Raw genomic sequence first — 23,291 nt, forward strand, 5'->3', positions numbered from 1 at the left:
GGCTTAATTTCCTTTCTCAAAATGAGCCCCGCCAACCGCCTTAAATTTTTTAAAGCCGTTACTGCTCTCTATTCGGTCAGCCGTCGCCTTAACATGTTCTTTTTCGTATTCCAGCCGGGCATCCCCCTTCATCGCCAGGGTATCTTCTGCCGGGAGCCATTCCACTTCCTGGCAGGAGAATTTACCTCCGTCACTGCTTTTACCGGCAACCCCATTCACCACAATCAGATGATGAGTTTTATCTTCATAGGTTGCCTTGGGAGCCGTCAACTCCACAGTGCGTCCATCCTCAAAATTGAAGGTTGCCTTCACATTTGTGAGGGACGCATTCTTGGTATCTATATCCATTTCAATATCTTCAGCCTTAATTGTCCACAATATTCGTCCATCTTTTTCCTGACTGATGGTATTGCCATCAAAGCTAACCACCCGTTGGTCCAATGGAGCCGGCTCATTCTGAGGCCCGTTCGGAATATTGGTAACTGCCCAAACAATCAGTATTACCAGCAGTACTGAAGAAATGGCCACTATAGCCTTTCCTTTTTTACTCATTCGCACTTACCTCTGTCTTTACCGTGTGATGCTTCTGAACCCGTTGCTCCGGCGGAGTGTTCCACCGTTTTTGGAACCATAGCCACTGAGTCGGATTGTCCAGAATAACCTTTTCCAATATCTTGGTCATCTTGTAAGTCAGATTAAATAAATCTTTATCCGCATCGCCAGTATCTTCATAACGGAGAATATCCCCCACCAGCACCTTGTGGTGTCCGTCCGGCTGTCGCAGAATAAAAGCAGGAATTATCGGTGAGTTGAATTTCTTGGCAAACACCGCTGCCCCCATGGGCGTAGAAGCCGTCTTCCCTAAAAACTCAATAAATGCTCCGCCAGGACCGGCGTCCTGATCCGCCAAAAATCCTAAAATACGGCCTTTCTTCAAGGCCTTGGCGGCCGACAGCAGCTCACTGGTCCCCCGGGAGAAAATCTCCACATCAATAGTCGCCCGCAAATCATTCAGGGCATTGGTATAATCCATATTAGGCTGTTGCTTGGCAATAGCACTTACCGGCAAATCATTCATGGTGAACGCGGCTGACAGCCATTCCCAGTTACCTACATGCCCGGTCAATACCACCACTCCCCGCTTTTCAGCCAGGGCTGCCTTCATAGTATCCAGATTTATAACCTCAATATGTTTGGTGAAATTTTCCTTGTTAAGCGCCGGCATATATAAAACTTCCATGAAATTTTTTCCCATGTTAATGAAGGATTCCCTCACCAGCCTTTGGGCTTCCGCCTCATCAATCTTCAAAGATTCCCTCATCTGTTTTATCGCCAGATTGCGCTGTTTTTTTATGAACTTGTAATATAATTTTCCCAGACCACTGCCAGCCTTCATCAAGAGACTGTATGGGGTCCGACAGGCTACCCAGCTCAAAAACATCAGAAGTTTATATACCATAAATATCCCCCACCAAAAGAATATACTTATTGGGTCAATTCATCAACCCTTGGTTTTGCCACGAAGCTTTCCACCAGTGAATCCCATTTTCCCTGTTGTTTTAGGATATACTCGATGATATCCCGCACCGCTCCATTACCACCATTATGGTCAGCAATTATTGCCGCGTGCTGCTTTACTTCTTCCATGGCATCACCCACGGCACAGCTTAAGCCCGCCTGCAAAAGTAGTGGCAAATCATTTAAATCATCCCCAACATAAGCTACTTCCGCATCTGTCAGAGAAAATTTTTCCTTCAGCTCAATGTAGGCCTGCCGCTTATCGCTGCAGCCCTGCCAAATGGCTGAAATTTTCAATTCATTAGCCCGGTTTTCTACAATTTTTGACTTACGACCGGTAATGATGGCACTCTTTAGTCCAGCCTTATGCAGTAAAGCAATACCCATGCCATCTCTGGCTGAAAAGGACTTCATTGCCTCTCCATCGTTTCCCATGTAGATATGACCATCGGTTAGCGTTCCATCTACATCAAAAACAACCATTTTTACCCGTCTGGCCGCCTGTACAGCATTGTCTTCAGCAATCATCTCATACTACTCCCTGCCGCAGCAAATCAGTAAGATGAACAATTCCAACTGGTTTATTGTCAGTATCCACCACCGGCAACACGGTGATTGGCCGTGGCTTGTGTTTCTCCATAATACTCAGGGCCGAAGCCGCCAACTGTTCCTTGGCTATAGTCTGTGGATTTCTGGTCATCAGCTTATCTACTGATTCATCCAGGAACTGACTGCCCTTGGCCAACCCCCGTCGAATATCACCATCAGTCACCAAACCGATGAAATTGCCATCATCATCCACCACTGAGGTAGCACCCAGCCCCTTGTCCGTCATCATAAAGAGTGCCTCCTTGGCTGTTGCGCTGTAGTGAATAATTGGATTATCCTCACCACTATGCATAACATTTTCCACGGTAAGCAACAATTTTCGTCCCAAGGAACCACCCGGATGGAACAGGGCAAAATCCTGCTTGGTGAAATTTCTTGCCTCCAGCAGCGCCACCGTAATGGCATCTCCCATGGCCAAGGTTGCCGTAGTGCTGGCAGTAGGTGCCAACCCCAATGGACAAGCTTCTCTCTCCACACTGACATCCACAAAATAATCGGCATTTCGTCCGAGAGAAGACTCCCGTCGGCCGGACATCGCCACGATCTTAGCCCCAATCCGCTTAATAACCGGTAAAATATTCACAACCTCCGCACTTTCACCGCTGTTGGAAATGGCAATAACCACATCATCAGCCGTTACCATTCCCAAATCACCATGAAAGGCCTCGGCTGGGTGCATAAAGAAAGCCGGTGTACCGGTGCTGGCCAGACTGGCCGCAATTTTTCTTCCTACATGCCCTGATTTACCCATACCGGTAATAATTACTCTGGCATGGCAATCCAAAATGCACTGTACTACTTTTTCAAATTCGTCATCTACATGATCAATCAGCTTTATAACTGAATCAGCCTCAATACGCAGAGTCTGAATCGCCGAATCTTTTATCATCAGTCTGACTCCCTCGATTTATTATAACGCCATTGTTCAAATTTTTCTTTTTTCAGAAGAAAAATCTTCCAATTAGCGTTTCAACGAGGTGGGAGATATGCTCACCACCTGTTGTAGTTTGTTTTCACCCCCACCTAAAGAGGAGGGGGACATCTTCACTTCGTTATAACTCTTTTCTTACAATGTCATGAATAGCAATAGCACTCTTTAACAGGTCTTCCAGCTTATCCAGATAAACCATATTAGGTCCATCGCACAGCGCCTCTTCCGGATTATCGTGAACCTCCATGAAAAGTGCATCCACTCCAGCACCTACTGCGGCCCGGACCAAATGCGGTACATATTCCCGATTGCCCGCTGAGCAGGTGCCAGCTCCACCTGGCAGCTGTACACTGTGGGTACCATCAAATACTACAGGATAACCAAAGGATCTCATTATAGGGAATGTACGCATATCTACTACCAGATTATTGTAGCCAAAGGTTGCCCCCCGTTCAGTCAACATAATCTGGGAACAGCCTCCTTCATGAAGCTTATCCACTACATTGCGCATATCTCCCGGTGCCATAAACTGACCCTTTTTGACATTCACTACCGCACCGCTCTTGGCTGCAGCGTAAAGCAGGTCGGTCTGACGGCACAGAAAAGCTGGTATTTGAATGATATCAGCTACCTGAGCTACCGGCTTTACCTGTTCTTCCGTGTGGACATCAGTCACAATAGGAACCTGCAGCTCGTCCTTAATAGTCTGCAGCATTTCCAATCCTTTTTTCAGTCCAGGACCACGGAAGCCATTAAAAGAGGACCGGTTAGCCTTATCAAAGGATGCCTTGAATACATATGGTATTCCCAGGCGTCCGGTGATTTCCTTGATAGTGCGGCCAATCATCAGGCAACGGTCCAACCCCTCCAAAACGCATGGACCAGCCAGCAAGGCCAATGGTTTGCCATTACCAATTTCAAAATTTCCCACCTGAACAGTATTCATAATGCGTACCCACCTTCCTAGGCCTTCGGCCCATTTAAACCATTTTTGTATGCTTTATTCACTGCTTCCAAATCGGCTGGTGTATCCACTCCAACAAAATGGAAATCAGTCTTAATAACCTTAATTTTATACCCATTTTCCAAGGCCCGCAGCTGCTCCAGCGACTCGGTCTGTTCCAGTTCCGTTGGGGCCATTTTGGCATAATTGAGCAGGAACTCCCGCTTATAGGCGTAAATTCCGATATGCTTATAAACCGCCATTCCGGTCTTTTCCCGGAAATATGGCAATGGCGAACGGGAAAAATACAGCGCATAGCCTTTCTTGTCCGTTACTACTTTTACATTATTTGGATTATCGATATCAGCCTGATTGGCCATAGGTGACATTACCGTGGCCATCTGCAGCTCAGGATCATCATCAAAGGACGCGGCCAGTTCATCGATGAGAGCTGGCTCTATCATAGGTTCATCCCCCTGCACATTTATGATTAGCTCTGCTTCCGGATGGGCAGCTGCCACCTCCGCCAGACGGTCTGTTCCGGTGGGATGGTCCTTGGCTGTCATCATTGCGTTTCCGCCATTCTGTACAACCGCATCATAGACCCGCTGATCATCCACCGCCGCAATAACCCCAGTAAGCCTGGTAGCTTTGGCCGCCTGCTCATAGACACGGACTATCATAGGCTTGCCGGCTATATCAGCCAGTGGTTTCCCCGGAAGCCGGGTCGATGCAAACCGGGCTGGAATAACGCAAAGTGTATTCATAATAATCAGCCTTTCTGTTTACGCTGCGCCAGTTTATCCTTCAGCAGCTGTTCAAATTCATTCTTGCCATCCTGCAATACCACTTCAACAGTTAGAATATATACAGGAATAGCCCTTTCCTCCGGCACAGCCGCCAAAAATTCCATTGGCAGCTTTACCGCATCTTTTTCAGTAGTGACAATGGCCTCAGCCCCCTGACGGACCGCCTGCTCCATGGCATCCACCATTTCCTCCTGAGTATACTCATGATGGTCCGGGAACCGGAAGCTTTCAATTATTTCAGCCCCGGTACTGCAAACCGTCTGCTCAAAAGAAGTAGGATTACCAATAGCTGACAGGGCTACAACCTTTTTCCCCTTAATGGTGGAAATCGGCATCCCCTCATCGGCAATATTCCGTTTCCAATCACACAACTCAATACAGGACTGAGGATGATGGATACTTTCCACTACAATTGGATTACTGCCATATTTGGCAATCTGATCCCGGATATACTTGTTAAATCCTGGCAGACCCTGATCCACCTTTGTCATAAGGCATACATCAGCCCGCTCCAGATGAGTTATTGGCTCTCTAAGAGTCCCCCGTGGCAGCACATAGCCATTGCCGAAGAGATTTACTGAGTCAATCAGCACCACATCAACATCCCGCTTCAGCTTCCAGTGCTGGAAGCCATCATCCAGGATGGCAACTTCGGCCCCAAAATGTTCCACAGCATATTGTCCAGTTTTGGACCGGTCCGGCCCTATCAGCACCGGAACCTCCGGCAGATGCTTAGCCAACATATAAGCCTCATCGCCGGCCTGATCTGCTTCCATATAAATGTGTTTTCCATCCGACACCAACCCAACCTCGCCTTGCCATTTGGCCCGATACCCACGGTTGAGAATTACCACCCGGTAACCCAAATCACGGATATACTTGGCCAGATGCTGCGCTGTCGGAGTTTTACCTGTACCACCTACGGTGATATTACCCAGGCTTATCACAAAGCAATCCAATTTTTTGCTCTGGATTATCCCAAATTTATAGCAATCAAGCTTTAAGTTAACCAGCACGCTGTACACATGGGACAACAAATACAATATAATGACAATACCACGGGTAAGCAACCCCTGTGGTTCTTTATTGTGAACAAGCTGCATGAAATATGTCTGAAAGTTTTCCAGCTTGTCAGTGGCTTTAACCTTATTCTGCTCCACCTTAATCAAAAGGTCATTGAGAATATCTGCCGTGCGTTCCGCCGCTCCCCGGTTTTCCCGGCAAATGGCCAGAGTCTCTTCCTCCATGCGATGGCGTTCATCATCATCCTGGAAAAGCTTCAGGGCTTCCTTTGCCAAATCGGCCCCATTTTTTACTGTTACAACGGCATTACGATTTTTGAACAGTACATGGGTATCCTTGAAGTTGAACATATTCGGTCCCACGATGATAGCCTTGCCATGGGCCGCCGGTTCCAGTATATTGTGCCCCCCGTGGGGTATCAGACTCCCCCCAACGAAAATCACATCACCCACACTGTACATTTTCCCCAGCTCGCCAATGGTGTTTAAAATAACCACATCATGACCGGTAGAATATTGTTCCTGCAGCTGGGTTCGAGTAACTGCGGTAAAGCAATATTGATCACACAAATCAAGAATTGCATTAGTTCTTAGTACGGAGCGGGGTGCTATCACCAGCTTAGCCTCTGGAAATACCCGCTTAATATCATTATAAGCCTTTAAAACATGCTCTTCTTCCCCTTTATGGGTGGAGCCGGCCAAAAATACGCCCTGATTATCACCAAGCCCCAGCTCCAACAGAAGGTTGTGCTTTTCCGCCTCACTGACATTGGTATATGTCTGGTCAAACTTGGTATTGCCGGTCACCGTCACCAGTGCCGGATCAGCCCCTAATTTAAGGATATTGTCCGCATCAACCTTGGACTGCATGGCAAACACCTTAATAGAGCTTAATATCTCATCCCACAGGCTGTATAAATAACGATACCGTTTAACGCTCTTGTCACTAATACGGCCATTTACCATCAGTACCGGTATATCCAGTTTCTTGCAAGCCCGGAGGAAGTTTGGCCAAAGCTCTGTTTCCACCGGCATAAACACTCTTGGACGCACCCGATACACCAAATTGGCCGAAAGCCACGGCAAGTCAAACGGAAAATGAATGATACTGTCCGCATCCTTGATAATCCGATTGGCCATTTCGTAGCCACTGCTGGTAAAGACGGATACCAGTATTGGGCTTTGCGGAAATTTCTTGTGGAATTCCGTTATCAGCGGACTGGCCGCCACAATTTCTCCGACAGAAGCAGCATGAACCCATATGCAATTTTTCCGGGCCACCTTATCCAGGGCATGCTTTGGCAAAAAACCAAGCTGTTGCTTTATTCGCTGAACAAAGCCCTTTTCCCGGACAGCCCGAACGCAGAATACCGGCGTAAACAATATGACCGCCAGTATGGCCGCTATATGGTACACTAAACGCAGCATGTAATGTTTTCTCCTCGCTTAGGCGTTGTTATTACGGAACTGTATATTATAGAGATTGCTGTACAAACCATTTTGATTTAACAGCTCTTCATGGGTGCCATGTTCAACTACATGGCCATTCTCTACTACATAAATCTGATTGGCATTGAAAATTGTGGACAGCCGATGGGCGATTACAAAGGATGTCCGCCCTTCCATCAGCTTGTCCAGAGCATCCTGCACAATCTTTTCACTTTCAGTATCCAAAGCCGAAGTGGCCTCGTCTAAAATCAATACCCGTGGATTTTTTAAAATTGCCCGGGCAATAGCCAAACGCTGTCGCTGACCACCAGACAGATTTAACCCCCGCTCACCGATTTTTGTTTCATAGCCTTCCGGCAATTCCCGAATAAACTCATCAGCATTGGCTGCCTTGGACGCCGCAATAATTTCTTCATCAGTGGCATCCAGCCGGCCATAGCGGATATTTTCCATTACGGTAGTACTGAACAGCATAGTTTCCTGTGGTACCAGCCCAATCTGCTCTCTGAGGGAATTGGTGGTAACCTCACGGATATCATAGCCATCAATGCTTATACTGCCGGAATCAATATCATAAAATCTTGGAATAAGATTAGCGATAGTGGACTTGCCGCTGCCGCTTGGTCCTACCAGGGCAATCATCTGCCCCGGCTCAGCCTGGATACTGACATTGGACAGAGCCGCCTGCCCTTCCTTATAGGAAAAAGTAACATTATCAAATATTACCCGCCCCTCAATCGCCGGCAATTCCTTGGCATCAGGCGCATCCTTAATTTTCTCGTCCATATCCATGACATCAAATACCCGGTCAGCCGCCGCCATGGCTTTCTGAATCGCACCATACACCCGGCTCAATCGTTTTACCGGATTTGCCAAATTGACCGCATAAGTCAAAAAAGCCACCAATTCACCGGCAGTAATTGTTTCATTGACTACCTCATAGCCACCGAACCACACGATAAATGTCACTGCAACAGCAGCCAAAAATTCCACCGTTGGAGTCAACAGGCTCATCAGCTTGACATTTTTCATTGCCGCCTGAAAGTTTAAAATGTTTTGATGTTCAAAACGATTGATTTCATAGGCTTCACGCACAAATGACTTCACAACCCGGATAGCGGAAATACTTTCCTGCAGCATGGAGGTAATATCCGCCATTCGCTCCTGTATAAGCGTACCGGAGGACTTCAGCTTGCGGCCAAAAATCTTCATGGCATACCCGACCAGCGGAATGGTCATCAAAGTCAATAAACTTAGCCGCCAGTCCAAATACACCATCATCACCAGCGAACCAACCAATATAGACGACTCAGTAACCATCTCAATAAGGTTATTTACGATAGCATTCTGCATGGCCGCCACATCATTGGTAATATAACTCATCACCGTACCGGTCTGCTGTTTATCATAATAGGATAAGGGCATATTCTGAAACTTCTTGAAAAGAATACTTCTGACATCAATAATTACCCGCTCACCCACATAGGAAACCAGGTAACTCTGCCCATAATAGAATACTCCCCGTATAAACATAACCACCAAAATGCCTATGGCAATCAGGTTCAGCATATACATATCCCGGTCCATAAGCACCTTGTCAATCATATCCTTGATAATCCAAGGCAAATACAGATTGGCTCCAGCTGCCATAATAATGCAGAACACGGCCAGCACCAATCGTTTAATATACGGTTTTATATACATAAGCAACCGCTTATAATTCTTCATTCAGTTCCCTCCCGGCCGGCTTTACCATATTTCTTAGCCGCCGCTATAATTCTTGCTGCTACCCGGACAGCCGCCCCCGGTTCCCCCAGCTTCGCAACGGCTTCCTTAAGTCCCTGGACTACTGTCGGACGATAATCGGCATCAGCATAATATTTTCTTGCCTCTTCAAAAATCCGGGTGCCAGTGACCTCTGACTGAAGGAGCTCCTTTTGAACCTCCCGGCCGGCCAAAATATTCGGCAAAGTGAAAAAATCAATGTCCACCAGCAATTTGCCAATAGCGTAAGACAACGCCGCCATACGGTACAAGCACACACATGGCAACCCCATAATGGCCGCCTCCATTACCACCGTCCCGGAGGTAGCCAGAGCAAACAAGCCAATATTCATCAAATCATAGGTGTTATCCTGAGTATAATGGATATCAACATTATATCTGCTTACAATGGCTTCAATCAGCTGTCGGCTGATCCCCGGTGCCACCGGCAAATAAAATTCCAGCCGATTATTATCTTTTTGCAAAAGCTCTGCCGCCGCCAACATCGGTGGCAGAAGCTGTGTTATTTCATGTTTGCGGCTTCCCGGCAATAATACTACCGGCGAAGCTCCAGGCGTGACTTTAAAAAATTGGCGGGCTTCCTCCTGAGACATAGATGGCTTCACAGTATCAAGCAATGGGTTCCCGTTAAAAGAAATATTCGCTCCGGCCGCTTCATATACCGGCAATTCAAAAGGAAAAATAGCCGCCAGTTCATCAGCAATAGCTCCACATTTCCTGGCCCGCCCTTTACGCCATGCCCAGGCCGATGGTGGAATGTACGAAAACACCGGTATCCCCATAGCTTTGGCTCGTTTGGCCAAGCGCCAATTAAAATCCGGATAATCAATCAGCACCAGCAAGTCCGGTTTTTCCTGTCGCATAAACTCAGTCAATTTATCCAACAGCTCAAAAATCTTGCGGAGATTTTTTATAACCTCCCAGACTCCCATGACACTGTATTCTTTCATATCAGCACAAAGCCTTATGCCCGCCGCCGCCATTTTTTCGCCGCCAAAACCCACCAGCTGAATCGCCGGATCCTGAGCCAAAATGGCCTTAGCCAAGCTTTCGCCGTGCAAATCTCCGGAGGGCTCGCCTGCTGAAAACATTATTTTCATCCTGCTGTCCTCCTTCAAACATAATCGTACACTCTATTATCTCACATTTCGCTTCAACGCACAAGAAAGGGACTGGATTACTCAGCCCCTTTCTCAAATATTTTCATAAAATTTTACTCCATTACGGCAATAGTTATATCATTGGCATCAGCCAACTCAATAACCCGGTCTTTATCCACCAGCAAAGTCCGGCCAGCTTCAATAACCAAAGCCTTGGCTCCCACCGCAATCATACTTTCAATAGTGGTCATACCAACCGCAGGAACATCAAACCGCAAATCCTGTTTTGGCTTGGCAACCTTGGCCACTACTGCGCCACCCCGGGCCAATTCCCCTCCTCGACGGATACAGGCATCGGTTCCCTCTATTGCCTCAAGCGCCATTACGCCCAACTGTTTCACCACAGCCGTCTGCCCCACATCAAGGCGACCAATTTCTCTGGCCATTTCCATTCCAAACTTCATATCCTTAAGCTCATCTTCGGTTGGCTGGCGTTTGGTCAAAACCCCTTTTGCCGGCATCAACGGCTTTATCAGGGCAGTCTGATCCAATGCTTCCAATCCATCCTTGGCCAATTCGGCCACAAAGGACAGCATCAGGGTATCGTCCTTCCGGTCCGGCAAAGTAAAAATAAGGGAAAGCATCCGCAAATCTGGCTGTACATGCTGACCACTGTACAAGATTTCCTTGGTAACCTTTCCCAGCATGGTAACCTTCGTTACCCCATTTTCCTTGAGATAATCTATAATCGCCTGCAGCTGGGCAATACTTATATCCTTATAACCAGCTGTACAGCTTTTTAAATCCTCGTCAACACCTGGAATTAAACCAACTGCATATACCTCATAGCCCATGGCCTTGGCTGCCATTGCACATTCTACTGGCAAACGGCCAACTCCGGCCAACAGCCCTATCTTTTCCATATTCATCCTCCGACAATCAATCCTCTGCTTCATCCGAAGCTTTGGAATTATGTCTGGCGTTAGGCCGACAAATTCCCCGGTCTGCTTTCCTTAAAAATTCCAGCATATGCTCTACTTCTTCGCAGGATTCCACCTGTTCCTCAATGGCACTTATCGCATCCTCCAGCCGAAGACCGGAACGGTACAGCAGTCTATATGCCTGTTTAATTTTCTTTCTTGATTCTATGGATATCCCCGAACGGGAAATACCTACGCTGTTAAGGCCACAAGCCGCTGCCGGCGAACCTTCCACAATGGTAAACGGAACAATATCATGAATATTTCTGGACATACCGCCCACCATAGAATTACGGCCAATCCGAACAAACTGATGTACACCGGCCATGCCGCCCACAACAGCTTTATCCTCAATTACCACATGACCGGCCACCATAGCGGCATTAGCCATGATAACATGGTCACCCAGCACACAGTTATGGGCTACATGAACATAGGCCATCAACAGGCAGTCATCGCCAATACGGGTTACCTCTTCCTCACCACAGGCCCGGTGAATGGTACAAAATTCATGAATCTTGGTGCGGTCACCAATCTCCACATAGCTGCGTTCACCCTTGAATTTCAGATCCTGTGGCTCCTCACCGATGGATGCCCCCTGAAATATATGGCAATCCTTGCCAATTTTGGTCCAGCCAGTAATAACTACACTAGGTCCCACTTCAGTACCGTCACCGATCTCCACATTTTCACCGATAACCGTAAAAGGACCAATTTTTACATTCTTCCCCAGCTTTGCCTTGGGATGAACCACGGCAAATTGATGTATATCTGCAACAGAATTTTTGCTATCTGTCATAAAACTACACTCCTTTAGTATGCCCCACAGTCTATACATACTCTAATATATAATAATAATATACACTGCATCAGCTACACCTGATTTTAGGCCAAATTTGACCGTTTTGGGGGCAAATACTAAACATTCCTCTATTTATCTAGCTAATTTATCTAATTTATTCCTCCGGGCGCTGCAAAGCAAAGGTAAAATCGCCCTGAGCAGCAAAAACATCATCAACAAATGCTTCTGCGTGCAAACGGCCATAATCACCATGAACCTTCATCAATTCAGCCTTCATCACCAGCTGATCACCTGGTATTACCATTTTCTTGAACTTGATATTGTCCATACCGCCAAAGAGGGCAATCTTTCCCCGGTTTTCCTCCGGATAAAGCATAGCAATACCCCCTACCTGGGCCATGGCTTCCAAAATCAATACTCCCGGCATAATTGCCTTGTGCGGAAAATGGCCATGAAACTGTGGCTCATTATAGGTTACATTCTTGATTCCGGTTGCTGACTTGAATGGGTCAATCTCAATAATCCGATCTACCAGCAAAAAAGGAGCTCTGTGCGGCAAAATTTTCTTAATCTCGTCTATCTCCAATACCATAAAAAAATACCTTCTTCCTTTTTATCATTTACAAAATGCTTCATACAACTTCTTGGCCATAGTCGTGTTTAGGGAATGACCGGATTTTACAGCAACAATATGCCCCTTTATAAAGCCAGCCAACCGCAGGTCGCCCACAATATCCAGTATCTTATGGCGCACCAGCTCATCCGGATATCTAAGCTCGTTCATCCAGCCCTGGTCATTGTAAACTATGACATTTTCCATGGTACCACCCAGGCCCAACCCCATTTTTCGCAAAGCCTCAATCTCAGCTTCATAGGCGATGGTCCGGGCCGGAGCCACCTCTTTCCCATAAATCTCCTGATTGATTTCATAATCACCATACTGAATACCAATCACAGGATGGGGATTGATGGAAGTAAAGCTTACACGGAAACCGTCATATGGCAATGCCAGTACAAATTTATCACCGTCATCCACCCGATACAATTTATCGATGACAATCTCCCGGCGGAGTTGGGGTAATTCCTTTCCCCCCGCTTTTTGAATAAGCTCCATAAACACCTTACTGCTGCCATCTGCCACCGGCGGTTCCTCACTGTCAATCAGTATCCGGCAGTTATCAATGCCCATGGCATTAAAGGATGACATAAGGTGCTCTATGGTAAACATCTTTATTCCATTTTCTTCAATAGTGGTTGCCCTAAGGGTCGATGTAACATTTGAGGCCTTGGCCGCCACCTGCGGTTCCCCCGGCAAATCGCTTCTCACAAAAACTATGCCTGTATCAGCTGCAGCTGGTTGCAGGGTCATATGCACATCAACACCTGAATGTAATCCTACACCTACATAACTCACTTCGGAATTAAGGGTAGTTTGATAAGCCAAATTCAGCCCTCCTTGACATAAAATATCAGTTTAATTTTACCTAATCTTTAATTATTCTGCAAGACTATCGGTCCAGCCTACTAATCCAAGCCGATGCTGCGCACCGATTTCCACCGGTCATGGAGCCAGAACCAGTCCTCCGGATATTCCCGGATATGGCTTTCCAGCAAATCCATAACCTTTTGAGTAGCCTGCTCAATATCTGCCTTTTTATTATCGGTCTTTTCCACATAAATCGGCGGATAAATCTTTATATGATGGCCCCCATCAGGACGGTGCATAATCTGTCCGTGAAAAATCGGGGCATTCTGAAACCGGGCCAAGGTTGCCGGTCCGGTAAAGCAGTTGGTCTTTCGGTTGAAGAAATCAAGAATTATTCCATCCCGCAGACTTGGATCCTGGTCTGTAATAAGGCCGATCATCCAGCCCTCCTGAATCATCCTGAACATTTCCCGCACCCCGCTGGTGTAGGTAATATGCATTCCTACCAGGCTACGGTATTCATTGATAAACCGGTCCATGGCGCCATCCTTCTGTTTACGGGCCACACCAACCAACGGTACACCATATTGGGCCAATGCCGCCCCCATAAGCTCCCAGCTATCACTGTGGGAAGTGGCAATTATCCCTCCCTGTTTCTTTTTAATAGCCTCCTGCAGATATTCCAGCCCCTCAATGGTCACATATTCCCTTATATAGCCATCTTTTATCAGCTCCGGGTAACGCAATACTTCCATGAGCATAGGGCCAAACTGCACCCAGGAGGCCCTGGCAATACGCCTTGCCTCCGGCTCATCCACAGCCAGACAACGGATAATATTATCCACCGCCATTTTTTTACGCTTATTGGGTACCACCGCCCACGACAGTCTACCCAAAAAGGTCCCAAGGCGGTTGCAGTGTTTCATTGAGAACCGGCAGGCCAGCCAGCTCAATAATTTCATCAAATAATAACCCATTTAGCTACTCCTCAAAACCTACTGTATTATCTCCGGGTGACGGACCAGCCAACCGGTAATATCCATAAGTGACTCCCGCTCGTTCAAATATTTCTCTACGCCAGTTTGTGTATGAACCGGCTCAGCCGATTCAGCCAACTGTTCGCTGGTTTTTTCCTTATAGGAGCCTATGCTGTCACTGGTCATCCAGCTATAAGGTGTAACCACGCGCTCAATTGGCTCCATAAGAGAGTTCTTTATTGAATAATATTCAAATCCTTTTGGCGCAATCAGTTCCATAATGGTCGGCAATATATTCATATGTTCACCCAAGAGATTTTCGCCCAACATATCTGCTGTAAGCTCCGGGTGATGGATATAAAATGCCGTCAGCATACTTTCCCGAAGCATCTGTTCACGGCGTGGCAAAACTCCTTTGTCAAACGGCAATACCGCTGCCGCATGGTCTCCTGTTACAATAAACAGACTGTCAGGATATTCTGCCTTCATCGTTTTGACAAATTTCATCAAACACCGGTCAGCATAGCACACTCCCATAAAACGCCGTGCTTCCACATCGTCCCGTCGAAGCTTTTCAGGCATCTCCGGCATCAATTTGTCAATATCAAGACCATATTCATGATAAGGAAGATTATACGGTCCATGATTGGAGGTCGTATAAATAAAGTGGAACTGTGGCTCATCATCATGTTGCCTGATGATGTCTGCCACATTATCCAAATAGATATGGTCATAAACGCCCAACCAGGTCTGAGGAGAACCCGGCGGACAAAAATCCGGTCCACCATGTACCTCATCAAACCCCGCAGCCGGTACAAAATGCATAAGACTGCCCCAGTTTAGGCTTCCACCATACCAGAAACTGGTATGATAGCCCAATTTTTTCATCTGCCCGGCCAGGGAGGTGGGAATTTTATTTATATCGCAGCTCCAAAACGCCTTGTTCTCGTTTAGCTCCAAATCACAGTCATACATACCCAACAAAAGGGTACTTAATGCCGTTTGGGATATAAGCCCACCCGGCTGGAAATTGGATATGGTAACCGTTCCCGGTTCCTTTTGAAAATTCTTGCTGGCATCCATCAAATGAAGCTTATCATAAACCTTGTCAAAGGGCGCCTGACATTGGCTTTCACCCAACAAATAAAAGATATGGCGTGGCTTGGTTATCCGTGGTCCTTTGGCAATATGACAAAAATGCTTCAGTGGATTATCATTTTCACCGGTAAACTTAGGGCACAATTGCTTTATACTGTCCTTCGAAGCCAAATCATCCTTCTTTACAAACTCCGGAACCGGATGCTTCAGCACAATCTCCAGGGCAATCAAATCATCTACAGTGGCTTTGCCCAAGAATACATCCTCTTTTACAATGGCTGGTACCTCATCCCATTCCGGCTTATTTCTGTGCCGAAAGGTTCCGCCAAAACGAAACCAGTAAAAAAGGGCGATGCTGAACAGAAACATCAATGTATTAACCGCATATTGCAAATATGCGCTATCCAGTGACACAAATGCAACAGGGGGAACTGCCAGCAGCAGCTGTCCTAACCCAATGCAGATTGCCACATAGGGGATAAAGCTTAACAATATCCACCCGCCGTGATTCTGGTTAAAGAAAATATCCGCCAAATTTTTCTTATCGGCATTTTTGCCAAACAGCAAATTTTTATTTATTATGTCATGATAATGATAATAAAAAATCATTTTGGTCCAAAACAGGACATACAAAACCACCAAATAAAGCGTAATAAAGCTAAGCCGGATGGTATCCCCTACTGCATAATATTCCTTCAGGAACACGCCGGGAATGGTAACAGCTACAAGTGGTATCAAATAGGCATAGGCATTAAAATCCATGCCCCACCAAAAGCCGTAGCGAAAGCAATGGTACAGCTTAATACTGCCCCATTCCTTCAATCTTTTTGGACCAAAATATAATATAAAAACCAATCTGAATAACGCACACATTAAGGGTGGCAATATAGCCAGCTTAATGTCCTGCTGCCATCCCATAAAAAATATGTCAAATAATGTCAATGTCATCACTCCTAATAGCACAACAGTATTCTATCATATTTCTTTATGTTTGTAATATCCCCTTTACCGGGTATAGTTTTTGTTGTCACACACAAAAAATAGCTGCCGGAAGCAGCTATTTTTTATTTTTCTTCCAATTCCTTTATTTTCTTTTCCATAGCCTTCAGCTTCTTGGACATATCGGAAATCTTCTGCAGATGAGCCTGCATCCGAAGCCATTCCTGATGTGGACGAGCTGGGAACCCGGCATAGAACACGCCCTCCGGAGTATTGCCGATAATTCCACTTCTGGCAGCAAATACTGAATTACCACCGATATCAATATGTCCTACTGTACCAGTCTGGCCCCCAAAGGTTACATTAGAGCCTGTATTGGTGGAACCGGAAATGCCCACCTGCGCCACAATCAAATTGTTGGGACCAATATGGCAGTTATGACCGATATGCACCAGATTATCAATCTTAGTACCATGACCGATAATGGTGGAACCAATGGTAGCCCGGTCAATGCCTGCATGAGCACCGATTTCCACATCATCCTCCAGCACCACATTTCCCACCTGAGGAACCTTGGTGTGAACCCCATCCTTGGTAGTAAATCCGAAGCCATCGGCACCGATAACGGCTGAGCTGTGAACAATCACCCGCTTGCCTACTTTGCAGTGCTCCCGCACCGTTACACTTGAGTAAAGGATTGTATCATTATCGACAGTGGCATACTGCCCCACATATACATGCGGATAAATGGTTACCCGATCACCGATAACTGCATGGTCATCAATATAAGCAAATGGCAATATGGTAACCCCTTCACCGACAACTACATCCTGCCCAATGTGGGCTGCCGGGCTAACGCCCTTTTCATGGGCAATCGGTGGAATAAAAGTTGTAAGCAAAACCGCAAAGGCAGCTCTTGGGTTCTCTACATAAATCGCCGGAAGCGGAAAATCAACTGAAACAGAATTAGGCAATAACACTGCTCCAGCCTTGGACTTGGCGGCTTCCTCCACATGAGCCTCATCTGCAAAGGTAATGGTGTCCTTATCAGCCCCTTCAATATTGTTTACACTGCTGATAACCAGATCCGGCTCACCAGCCAAACGCCCCCCTACCAGATTTGCTATGTCCTGTAATGTCATCTTCATAATATTTCTCCCTTTACTGGAGCTTCGCTATAACCTCGTCGGTAACATCCACGCCGCCGGTAATCAGTCCATCCTTGCCATTGCTGTTAACCACAGCGTCCAGCTTCTTTTCCTGGGCAATACCGTCCATAGCGGCATAAATCTTGGATTTTACCTGAGTAGCATACTGCTGCTGAATGCCAGCTGCCTGCATTTTCAATTGCTGCTGCAGCTCCTGGAACTTCTGGGCCTCTGCCTCAGAATTTACTTTAGCTGCCTCTTCCTGCAACTGCTTTTCGGCATCCTTCTGGAAATCCTCCATACGGGTCTTCATCTCGTCCATGGATTCCTTAATCTGCGGAGCCTCCTGCTGAACCCGGGTATAGTCCACATAACCGATATTCACCTTACCGCAGCCCGCAGTCAAAAAAACTGCACACAAAGCTGCTATTACCAAAAACAATGTCTTTTTCTTTGCTTTCATTGAATATGCCTCTTTCACTTATTGTATATTTTTCATTTCCTGCAACATTTCCTGGGTTAAATCCAAAGTATTAAGCCCAAGAACCGGTGACCGCAGCTCATGCCAATCACCCACCTTAAAGGTTTCATACTCCAGCCCCCGGATATTGTCAATCGGATCTGCTATTATCAGATTCAGGTGATGAATAATAGCTAATTTAGCAGCCCTACTGGCTATATCATCAAATATCTTTTGCTTCAAAAGCTTGATTTCCGCCAGCTTTACATCCAGAGTCGCCTGTTTTTTTGCTATATTCATTTTCAACTGTATTGGTTTTATGGCATCATCAATGGCCTGAGCATTCCGCTCCTGCACCTGAGCCATATGCTGCAGCTCCTCTGTTCTGGATCTTTGCTGAATACTGTCCCGCTGCGCAGCCAAGCTACGCCGTTCTTCACCGGTTTCAGCCTCTACCTGGGCTTCGTAGCGCCGCTGCTGATCCTGCAAAAGTTCATTTTGCTTCCTGGCCCGTTCATCCTTCAATCGCCGCCATTCATCTTGCATGGCTTGCTTTTCAGCTTCAGACAATTCCAGTACCACTGCATTATCAGCCTTTAGCTGCAGATTTAAAATTCTATTGCCATATTCCTGATCAAGCGCAGCCCGCTCCCGATCAAAGTCCGGCTTCATCCGCTCATATATGGCATCGGATTTGGCCTTTAGCTCTTCCATTTTCTGGGAAAAGTTGGTGATTATTTCCAGATTGGCCCGTTGCTTTGCAGCATCATCAAACAGCTTTTTATCTGGCTGCACCGCCTTCATGGTCATCTCAAAATCCTTCAATTCCAACTCAGCCGTCAAACTGGCGGCTTCCTGCACCAAGACCTGCAACTTGCCATAATCTTTATGAGCCTTCACCAAGGTTTCCATATCCAGAACACCAATATCAGGTTCATCTACTATAGGTGGTTTTTCTTTTGGATTAGTACACAGGAAAAAAACTACTAAACACAAAACCGTTATAGCAGCTAACCCCAAACCTATCCGTTTCATTCTCAAGCTGTTATTGTGTTTCGGTTCATCCTGCTTGTTAACAGCCATAAGAACTCCCTTCATCCTGCGTAATAAAGTACCGAGCAACCAGTGTGCTCGGTACTTTTGTCATCATATTACAAGTCGTAATTACTTGTTCAACTTCTTGATTACATCCTGGGTCAGGTCGGTACCACCATAAACCACAGCTTCCTTATTGAGCACTACAGTAATACCCTTTGCATCAGCAACTTCCTTAACAGCTGCTTCAATCTTCTGACGAACAGGCTCCATCATATCATTCTGCTGCTGCTGCAGACGCTGCATGGTCTGCTGATAATATTCCTGCTTCTGCTGATCATTCATATTAGCGGACTTCTCTTCAAATTCCTTCTGAGCATCCTTGGCAGCCTGCTCCATCTGAGCCTGGATATCAGTAATGTCCTTGATGGAACCGAACTGCTGATAATCAACTACACCAACATTGGAGGATGCAGCGGCGGAAGCAATGCTGCTGTTGGACTGGGACAATGCCAAAGCTACAACAGAACCAACGAACACCAAAGCAATAATCACACTAATAATTTTTACATGAGCTTTCTTTAACTGAACCATTTTTTTCTCCTTCTTTTCCCTTAAAAAATTTAATATAAATGCACTTGCTATGACAATAACTTACTTGCCACATAACTGCTGATATTATAACGCAGTTGTTCAAATTTTTCCATATTTATATGGAAAAATATTCTTAATTGGCGTTTCGTCGAAGGAAATAAATAATCTCGACATAACGCAGTTGTTCAAATTTTTCCATATTTATATGGAAAAATATTCTAATTGGCGTTTCGTCGAAGGAAATGTATAATCTCGACATAACGCAGTTGTTCAAATTTTTCCATATTTATATGGAAAAATATCAAAAATACCCTATGAACCTAAGCCAGCGATCATGATTATCTACCACACATTCCAGACTCAAAAAATCATGCAGCTTATATCTGAGCGCCAATTCATTTACATTGCCTTCATGACGGTATTCATACAAGAAAGACCACTTACGGGCAAAATCATATTTCATATCGGCCTTCCAATACTTTTCCTTCAGGTCATAGCGGACATTACCCCGTACATTAGGCAAAATATCCCAATAGTATCCCACATCCCAATTCCAACGGGCATGCTGTGGATAGAAATCAAGCAGAGTAAATATCCCATCTCTATTTCTAAACTGCTTTCCCAAAAGCCCCCGCAACATAACGCCATAATCCTTGGCTGTATCACGGCTGTGGCCCACATCAGCCCGGCCTTCAAACCGGAGGAAATACTCATCGGAATTGGAGCGGCTCATAATATCCGTATGCTCACCTGGAGAAATCTTGACCTTGGTATGCACGCTCCAAGCCTTGGCCGTGGCATTGTCATCCACCCGCTTGGCCAGCATCTGTTCAATGGTTGCCTGATGGCGCTTTACAAAAGCCACCGGCACACCTACAAACATATTTACCCCGTCCTGCATATCCTGTCGTTGCGTCAATAGGGCGACATTTGGTAAAGTGTCTGACCGCATGCTTAAATCAATCGTCCGAACCACTGGCAATAAAGGGTAAATATCCACTACGACCTTGGTGTTTTGCTCAACAATCACATCAAAGTCCGCCCTAAATTCCGGCGCCCGTTGTGCCATAAACTCATTAAGGCGATGCTTTACTACACCATTGGTCCAGTCAGCAGCGGCCACCGGCAAATTTATCAGCATCTCATCAAACATCTGCTCAATGCCGGCGATATCCTGGCGAAGAAGCTCTTCTACCACCGGTGGCATCCCCATAATCCGGGTTTCCACCGATAATTTATCAATCCTATCCTGCCAGGCTGACAAAACCACCAGTACCTTTACATCCTTTTCGGGAGATATTTCCACCCTGGAAACGGAATATCCAACCAATACTTTGTCAAATACCTGCTGAATAATGGCCTCATAATAACCCTTACGGGCGAAAACCGCACTGGCAGGCTGACCTTCCAGCAATTGTCCGGCAATGGTTTCAACACTCTTTTCCATGCGGCGGCACACCCCATCCGGAATATGCACATCACCGGTAACTTCAGCCCGTACAGTTTCTATTCTAAGATCCGTCATGGCTGCTTCTGCCCGTTCAGACATTACCCCCAACAGGCAGCACAAAACCACAGCCACAACCGTCATCTTTAATACATAATTTATTAAATTATCATTTTCCCAAAAATCAGCAATCATTAGAATGAAGTACCAATATTGAAATGTACCCGGTTACCCTGAGAACCGTGACCGAAGTCGAGACGCAATGGTCCAACCGGAGTTTCAATCATCATACCGAAACCAATACTGCTGTGGAAATTCTTTGGCAACCAGCCATTGTTCCACGCTGCACCATGATCCGTAAAAATAGCACCCTTCATCTTGCTGCCCAATGGGAACCGAAGCTCAATAGTTTCCAGGAACATACTGTTACCACGGAACTGGTCATCACGATAACCACGGATGGTGTCCTGACCACCCATACGGAACTTGTTAAATTCCGTCAAATCACTGGTGGAATGACCATAAGCGGTATGGAAGGCCAAAATCTGGTTACGGCCAATCTTGCGGTAAATAGCATCATCAATAGTATATTTCCAATACTTGAAGTCACCGCCCAGACCAGCATATTCAGCTGCCAAGGATACACTATGACCGGAAGTAGGATACATGTAGTTATCTCTGGTATCAGTTGTATGAGTCAAAGTTATGGAACGGGTAAGACCAAAGTTCTTCCGCCGCCAATCAGCATAAGCATCAGTACTACGATCAGTATCACCGCTCTTGTGTTTTTCATATCTATCATTGCGGTTGCGGAAATAAATACTGTTGGAGGAATACTCACTCTGTGGCCGTGTAAAGCCAAACTCAAAGCCGGAAGCCTTGCGGAGCATTTCCTCTACCAAAGAACCGGATTCGTTATAATCATTGTATACATAAGTACGATTATACAGACGAACAATACCAGAAGTTTCCCGCTTATCCAGCCAAGGCCGACGATAGGAAAGCGACCAGCCTCGGGCATCTCGTGAATCACCGCTGATGGTAAGTACCAGATTGATGGCATCACCGATACCACGGAAATTAGTGTCGCCCACATTGATCATACCGATGATACCGTCTGCACTACTGTACCCGGCACCGATACCAAAGGTACCAGTATTCTTTTCAGTAATATCAATTTCCAAAATGCAGGCATTCGGCTCCACACCTGGAATTGGTTTCATATCAACTGACTCAAAGTAATTCAGGTTAACAATTCGCTGATAACTGCGCATCATTTGCTTTTTGTTAAGTGGTTTACCCACCTCAGTACGCAGTTCCCGGAGAATAACCTTCTCCTTGGTCTTCTTCAGGCCTTTTATTTTATAGCCTTCCAATATGCCTTCATTGATTGCAATAGACAGCTTGCCATGGTCATCAATACCCATATCATGCACCTTGGCCATAATGTAGCCATCAGTGGAATATTTTTTCTTCAGGGCAGCCATATCCTCCTGCAGGGCATGTCGATTCAACCGATCGCCTGGCTTCTGCTTCATTACCTTGGTCAATTCCGCAGTAGACTCTATTGAAGTATTACCCTTTATTTCAATATCGCTGATAATCGGCGTAACAAACACATGATAAGTCAGCACAACTCCTTCCGGAATTTCCTTGAAGCTTGGATACAAATCATAGAAATATCCGGTATCATATATATTGTTTGCATCCCTGGACAAACCATCAATAGTCAGCTTATCCCCTACCTTGGTATTTAAGGATGCCTGAGCCGTCTTCACCACATCATCAGTTATGCCCTCAAATTCAATGGCCATAATAGTTTTGCCAACCAAACGCTGAGCTGCATTAGTGACTTCCACATCAGTAGGGCGCTGAGCGTTCCACTGGTTCTGGGCAGTGGTCGGTGCCGCTGCTACTTCTTTTTCTTCCTTTACTGGTCCATTTGCTGCTGGTTCTGCGCTTTTTACGCTTTTTTCAGCTGCCTTGGCCTCAACCGTAGGATCAGCCCCTGGCACAATCACCTTTTCATTAGTCTTATTTGCTGCACTTACTGCAGCAGGCTGAGCCACTTCCTCAGCATCCGCCATCTGTGCCACCGAAAAGCTTGTCATCACAGCTAAGGCACAAGCTAAAGCCTTATATTCTTTTTTGGAATGCTTTGAACAAAATCTCAAAGAAAATACCTCCCATTTTACCTTTCTTATGTCATGTATATATAA

Annotated in this window: 21 protein-coding genes; all 21 read right to left on the bottom strand. The window is 46.0% G+C overall.

Going from position 1 to position 23,291, the window contains the following annotated elements:
- Positions 1 to 3 precede the first annotated feature (3 nt).
- The gene (lptC, locus tag QZV24_RS00335; RefSeq protein ID WP_290655960.1) at positions 4 to 552 is read right to left on the bottom strand and encodes an LPS export ABC transporter periplasmic protein LptC; all 549 of its coding nucleotides are present in this window, start codon (positions 550 to 552) and stop codon (positions 4 to 6) included.
- Positions 545 to 1,459, bottom strand: coding sequence for a lysophospholipid acyltransferase family protein (locus tag QZV24_RS00340; RefSeq protein ID WP_294518502.1), 915 nt, complete (start codon positions 1,457 to 1,459; stop codon positions 545 to 547). Before QZV24_RS00340 ends, lptC begins: the two co-directional genes overlap by 8 nt.
- 26 nt (positions 1,460 to 1,485) lie before the next feature.
- On the bottom strand, positions 1,486 to 2,046 hold the full coding sequence (locus QZV24_RS00345) for an HAD family hydrolase (protein ID WP_294518504.1): 561 nt from the start codon (positions 2,044 to 2,046) through the stop codon (positions 1,486 to 1,488).
- Between the two features lies 1 nt (position 2,047).
- The gene (locus tag QZV24_RS00350) at positions 2,048 to 3,016 is read right to left on the bottom strand and encodes an SIS domain-containing protein (protein ID WP_294518506.1); all 969 of its coding nucleotides are present in this window, start codon (positions 3,014 to 3,016) and stop codon (positions 2,048 to 2,050) included.
- 163 nt (positions 3,017 to 3,179) lie between these two features.
- Positions 3,180 to 4,004 carry a 3-deoxy-8-phosphooctulonate synthase gene (kdsA, locus tag QZV24_RS00355; RefSeq protein WP_290655966.1) on the bottom strand — a complete coding sequence of 275 codons (825 nt, stop codon included), beginning with the start codon at positions 4,002 to 4,004 and terminating at the stop codon, positions 3,180 to 3,182.
- Between the two features lie 17 nt (positions 4,005 to 4,021).
- Positions 4,022 to 4,768, bottom strand: coding sequence for a 3-deoxy-manno-octulosonate cytidylyltransferase (gene kdsB, locus QZV24_RS00360; protein ID WP_294518510.1), 747 nt, complete (start codon positions 4,766 to 4,768; stop codon positions 4,022 to 4,024).
- Positions 4,769 to 4,773: 5 nt separating this feature from the next.
- Positions 4,774 to 7,257 (bottom strand): tetraacyldisaccharide 4'-kinase, encoded by a 2,484-nt coding sequence (gene lpxK / locus QZV24_RS00365; RefSeq protein WP_294518594.1) that lies wholly within the window; start codon positions 7,255 to 7,257, stop codon positions 4,774 to 4,776.
- A gap of 21 nt (positions 7,258 to 7,278) precedes the next feature.
- Positions 7,279 to 9,009, bottom strand: a complete 1,731-nt coding sequence (gene msbA, locus QZV24_RS00370) for a lipid A export permease/ATP-binding protein MsbA (RefSeq protein ID WP_294518513.1) — start codon at positions 9,007 to 9,009, stop codon at positions 7,279 to 7,281.
- Positions 9,006 to 10,166, bottom strand: coding sequence for a lipid-A-disaccharide synthase (gene lpxB / locus QZV24_RS00375; protein WP_294518516.1), 1,161 nt, complete (start codon positions 10,164 to 10,166; stop codon positions 9,006 to 9,008). The genes msbA and lpxB overlap by 4 nt, the downstream gene beginning before the upstream one ends.
- Before the next feature lie 113 nt (positions 10,167 to 10,279).
- Positions 10,280 to 11,089, bottom strand: coding sequence for an LpxI family protein (gene lpxI, locus QZV24_RS00380; protein WP_294518519.1), 810 nt, complete (start codon positions 11,087 to 11,089; stop codon positions 10,280 to 10,282).
- 16 nt (positions 11,090 to 11,105) lie between these two features.
- A complete protein-coding gene (gene lpxA, locus QZV24_RS00385; protein ID WP_294518522.1) occupies positions 11,106 to 11,945 on the bottom strand; it encodes an acyl-ACP--UDP-N-acetylglucosamine O-acyltransferase in 840 nt (279 codons plus the stop codon).
- A 157-nt stretch (positions 11,946 to 12,102) separates the two neighbouring features.
- Complete coding sequence (gene fabZ, locus QZV24_RS00390; RefSeq protein WP_294518525.1) at positions 12,103 to 12,540, bottom strand: 3-hydroxyacyl-ACP dehydratase FabZ; 438 nt, start codon at positions 12,538 to 12,540, stop codon at positions 12,103 to 12,105.
- A 24-nt stretch (positions 12,541 to 12,564) separates the two neighbouring features.
- Entirely contained in the window at positions 12,565 to 13,392 is an 828-nt protein-coding gene (gene lpxC, locus QZV24_RS00395) for a UDP-3-O-acyl-N-acetylglucosamine deacetylase (protein ID WP_294518528.1), read from the bottom strand.
- An 80-nt stretch (positions 13,393 to 13,472) separates the two neighbouring features.
- On the bottom strand, positions 13,473 to 14,351 hold the full coding sequence (locus tag QZV24_RS00400; RefSeq protein WP_294518531.1) for a lysophospholipid acyltransferase family protein: 879 nt from the start codon (positions 14,349 to 14,351) through the stop codon (positions 13,473 to 13,475).
- Positions 14,352 to 14,369: 18 nt separating this feature from the next.
- Complete coding sequence (locus QZV24_RS00405; RefSeq protein WP_363137647.1) at positions 14,370 to 16,391, bottom strand: LTA synthase family protein; 2,022 nt, start codon at positions 16,389 to 16,391, stop codon at positions 14,370 to 14,372.
- A gap of 122 nt (positions 16,392 to 16,513) precedes the next feature.
- Entirely contained in the window at positions 16,514 to 17,536 is a 1,023-nt protein-coding gene (gene lpxD / locus QZV24_RS00410; RefSeq protein WP_294518535.1) for a UDP-3-O-(3-hydroxymyristoyl)glucosamine N-acyltransferase, read from the bottom strand.
- 13 nt (positions 17,537 to 17,549) lie between these two features.
- Positions 17,550 to 17,999, bottom strand: a complete 450-nt coding sequence (locus QZV24_RS00415; RefSeq protein WP_290655981.1) for an OmpH family outer membrane protein — start codon at positions 17,997 to 17,999, stop codon at positions 17,550 to 17,552.
- An 18-nt stretch (positions 18,000 to 18,017) separates the two neighbouring features.
- The gene (locus QZV24_RS00420; RefSeq protein WP_294518540.1) at positions 18,018 to 19,079 is read right to left on the bottom strand and encodes a hypothetical protein; all 1,062 of its coding nucleotides are present in this window, start codon (positions 19,077 to 19,079) and stop codon (positions 18,018 to 18,020) included.
- Between the two features lie 81 nt (positions 19,080 to 19,160).
- Positions 19,161 to 19,625 carry an OmpH family outer membrane protein gene (locus QZV24_RS00425; RefSeq protein WP_294518542.1) on the bottom strand — a complete coding sequence of 155 codons (465 nt, stop codon included), beginning with the start codon at positions 19,623 to 19,625 and terminating at the stop codon, positions 19,161 to 19,163.
- A gap of 301 nt (positions 19,626 to 19,926) precedes the next feature.
- Positions 19,927 to 21,267: an acylphosphatase gene (locus tag QZV24_RS00430; RefSeq protein ID WP_294518545.1), complete on the bottom strand. Its 1,341-nt coding sequence runs from the start codon at positions 21,265 to 21,267 to the stop codon at positions 19,927 to 19,929.
- Positions 21,267 to 23,246 carry an outer membrane protein assembly factor gene (locus QZV24_RS00435; RefSeq protein ID WP_294518548.1) on the bottom strand — a complete coding sequence of 660 codons (1,980 nt, stop codon included), beginning with the start codon at positions 23,244 to 23,246 and terminating at the stop codon, positions 21,267 to 21,269. Before QZV24_RS00435 ends, QZV24_RS00430 begins: the two co-directional genes overlap by 1 nt.
- Positions 23,247 to 23,291 lie beyond the last annotated feature (45 nt).

Origin of the sequence: uncultured Anaerovibrio sp. (assembly GCA_902786545.1) — a bacterium.
GTDB lineage: Bacteria > Bacillota > Negativicutes > Selenomonadales > Selenomonadaceae > Anaerovibrio.

What these genes read in the sequence shown, in the direction of transcription:
- kdsA (WP_290655966.1), bottom strand. Translation starts at nt 4,004, where the DNA reads ATGAATACTGTTCAGGTGGGAAATTTTGAAATTGGTAATGGCAAACCA.
- kdsB (WP_294518510.1), bottom strand. Translation starts at nt 4,768, where the DNA reads ATGAATACACTTTGCGTTATTCCAGCCCGGTTTGCATCGACCCGGCTT.
- QZV24_RS00425 (WP_294518542.1), bottom strand. Translation starts at nt 19,625, where the DNA reads ATGGTTCAGTTAAAGAAAGCTCATGTAAAAATTATTAGTGTGATTATT.
- QZV24_RS00340 (WP_294518502.1), bottom strand. Translation starts at nt 1,459, where the DNA reads ATGGTATATAAACTTCTGATGTTTTTGAGCTGGGTAGCCTGTCGGACC.
- lpxA (WP_294518522.1), bottom strand. Translation starts at nt 11,945, where the DNA reads ATGACAGATAGCAAAAATTCTGTTGCAGATATACATCAATTTGCCGTG.
- lpxB (WP_294518516.1), bottom strand. Translation starts at nt 10,166, where the DNA reads ATGAAAATAATGTTTTCAGCAGGCGAGCCCTCCGGAGATTTGCACGGC.
- QZV24_RS00430 (WP_294518545.1), bottom strand. Translation starts at nt 21,267, where the DNA reads ATGATTGCTGATTTTTGGGAAAATGATAATTTAATAAATTATGTATTA.
- lpxD (WP_294518535.1), bottom strand. Translation starts at nt 17,536, where the DNA reads ATGAAGATGACATTACAGGACATAGCAAATCTGGTAGGGGGGCGTTTG.
- QZV24_RS00420 (WP_294518540.1), bottom strand. Translation starts at nt 19,079, where the DNA reads ATGGCTGTTAACAAGCAGGATGAACCGAAACACAATAACAGCTTGAGA.
- lptC (WP_290655960.1), bottom strand. Translation starts at nt 552, where the DNA reads ATGAGTAAAAAAGGAAAGGCTATAGTGGCCATTTCTTCAGTACTGCTG.
- lpxI (WP_294518519.1), bottom strand. Translation starts at nt 11,089, where the DNA reads ATGGAAAAGATAGGGCTGTTGGCCGGAGTTGGCCGTTTGCCAGTAGAA.
- QZV24_RS00350 (WP_294518506.1), bottom strand. Translation starts at nt 3,016, where the DNA reads ATGATAAAAGATTCGGCGATTCAGACTCTGCGTATTGAGGCTGATTCA.
- QZV24_RS00345 (WP_294518504.1), bottom strand. Translation starts at nt 2,046, where the DNA reads ATGATTGCTGAAGACAATGCTGTACAGGCGGCCAGACGGGTAAAAATG.
- QZV24_RS00415 (WP_290655981.1), bottom strand. Translation starts at nt 17,999, where the DNA reads ATGAAAGCAAAGAAAAAGACATTGTTTTTGGTAATAGCAGCTTTGTGT.
- fabZ (WP_294518525.1), bottom strand. Translation starts at nt 12,540, where the DNA reads ATGGTATTGGAGATAGACGAGATTAAGAAAATTTTGCCGCACAGAGCT.
- msbA (WP_294518513.1), bottom strand. Translation starts at nt 9,009, where the DNA reads ATGAAGAATTATAAGCGGTTGCTTATGTATATAAAACCGTATATTAAA.
- QZV24_RS00400 (WP_294518531.1), bottom strand. Translation starts at nt 14,351, where the DNA reads ATGGGTTATTATTTGATGAAATTATTGAGCTGGCTGGCCTGCCGGTTC.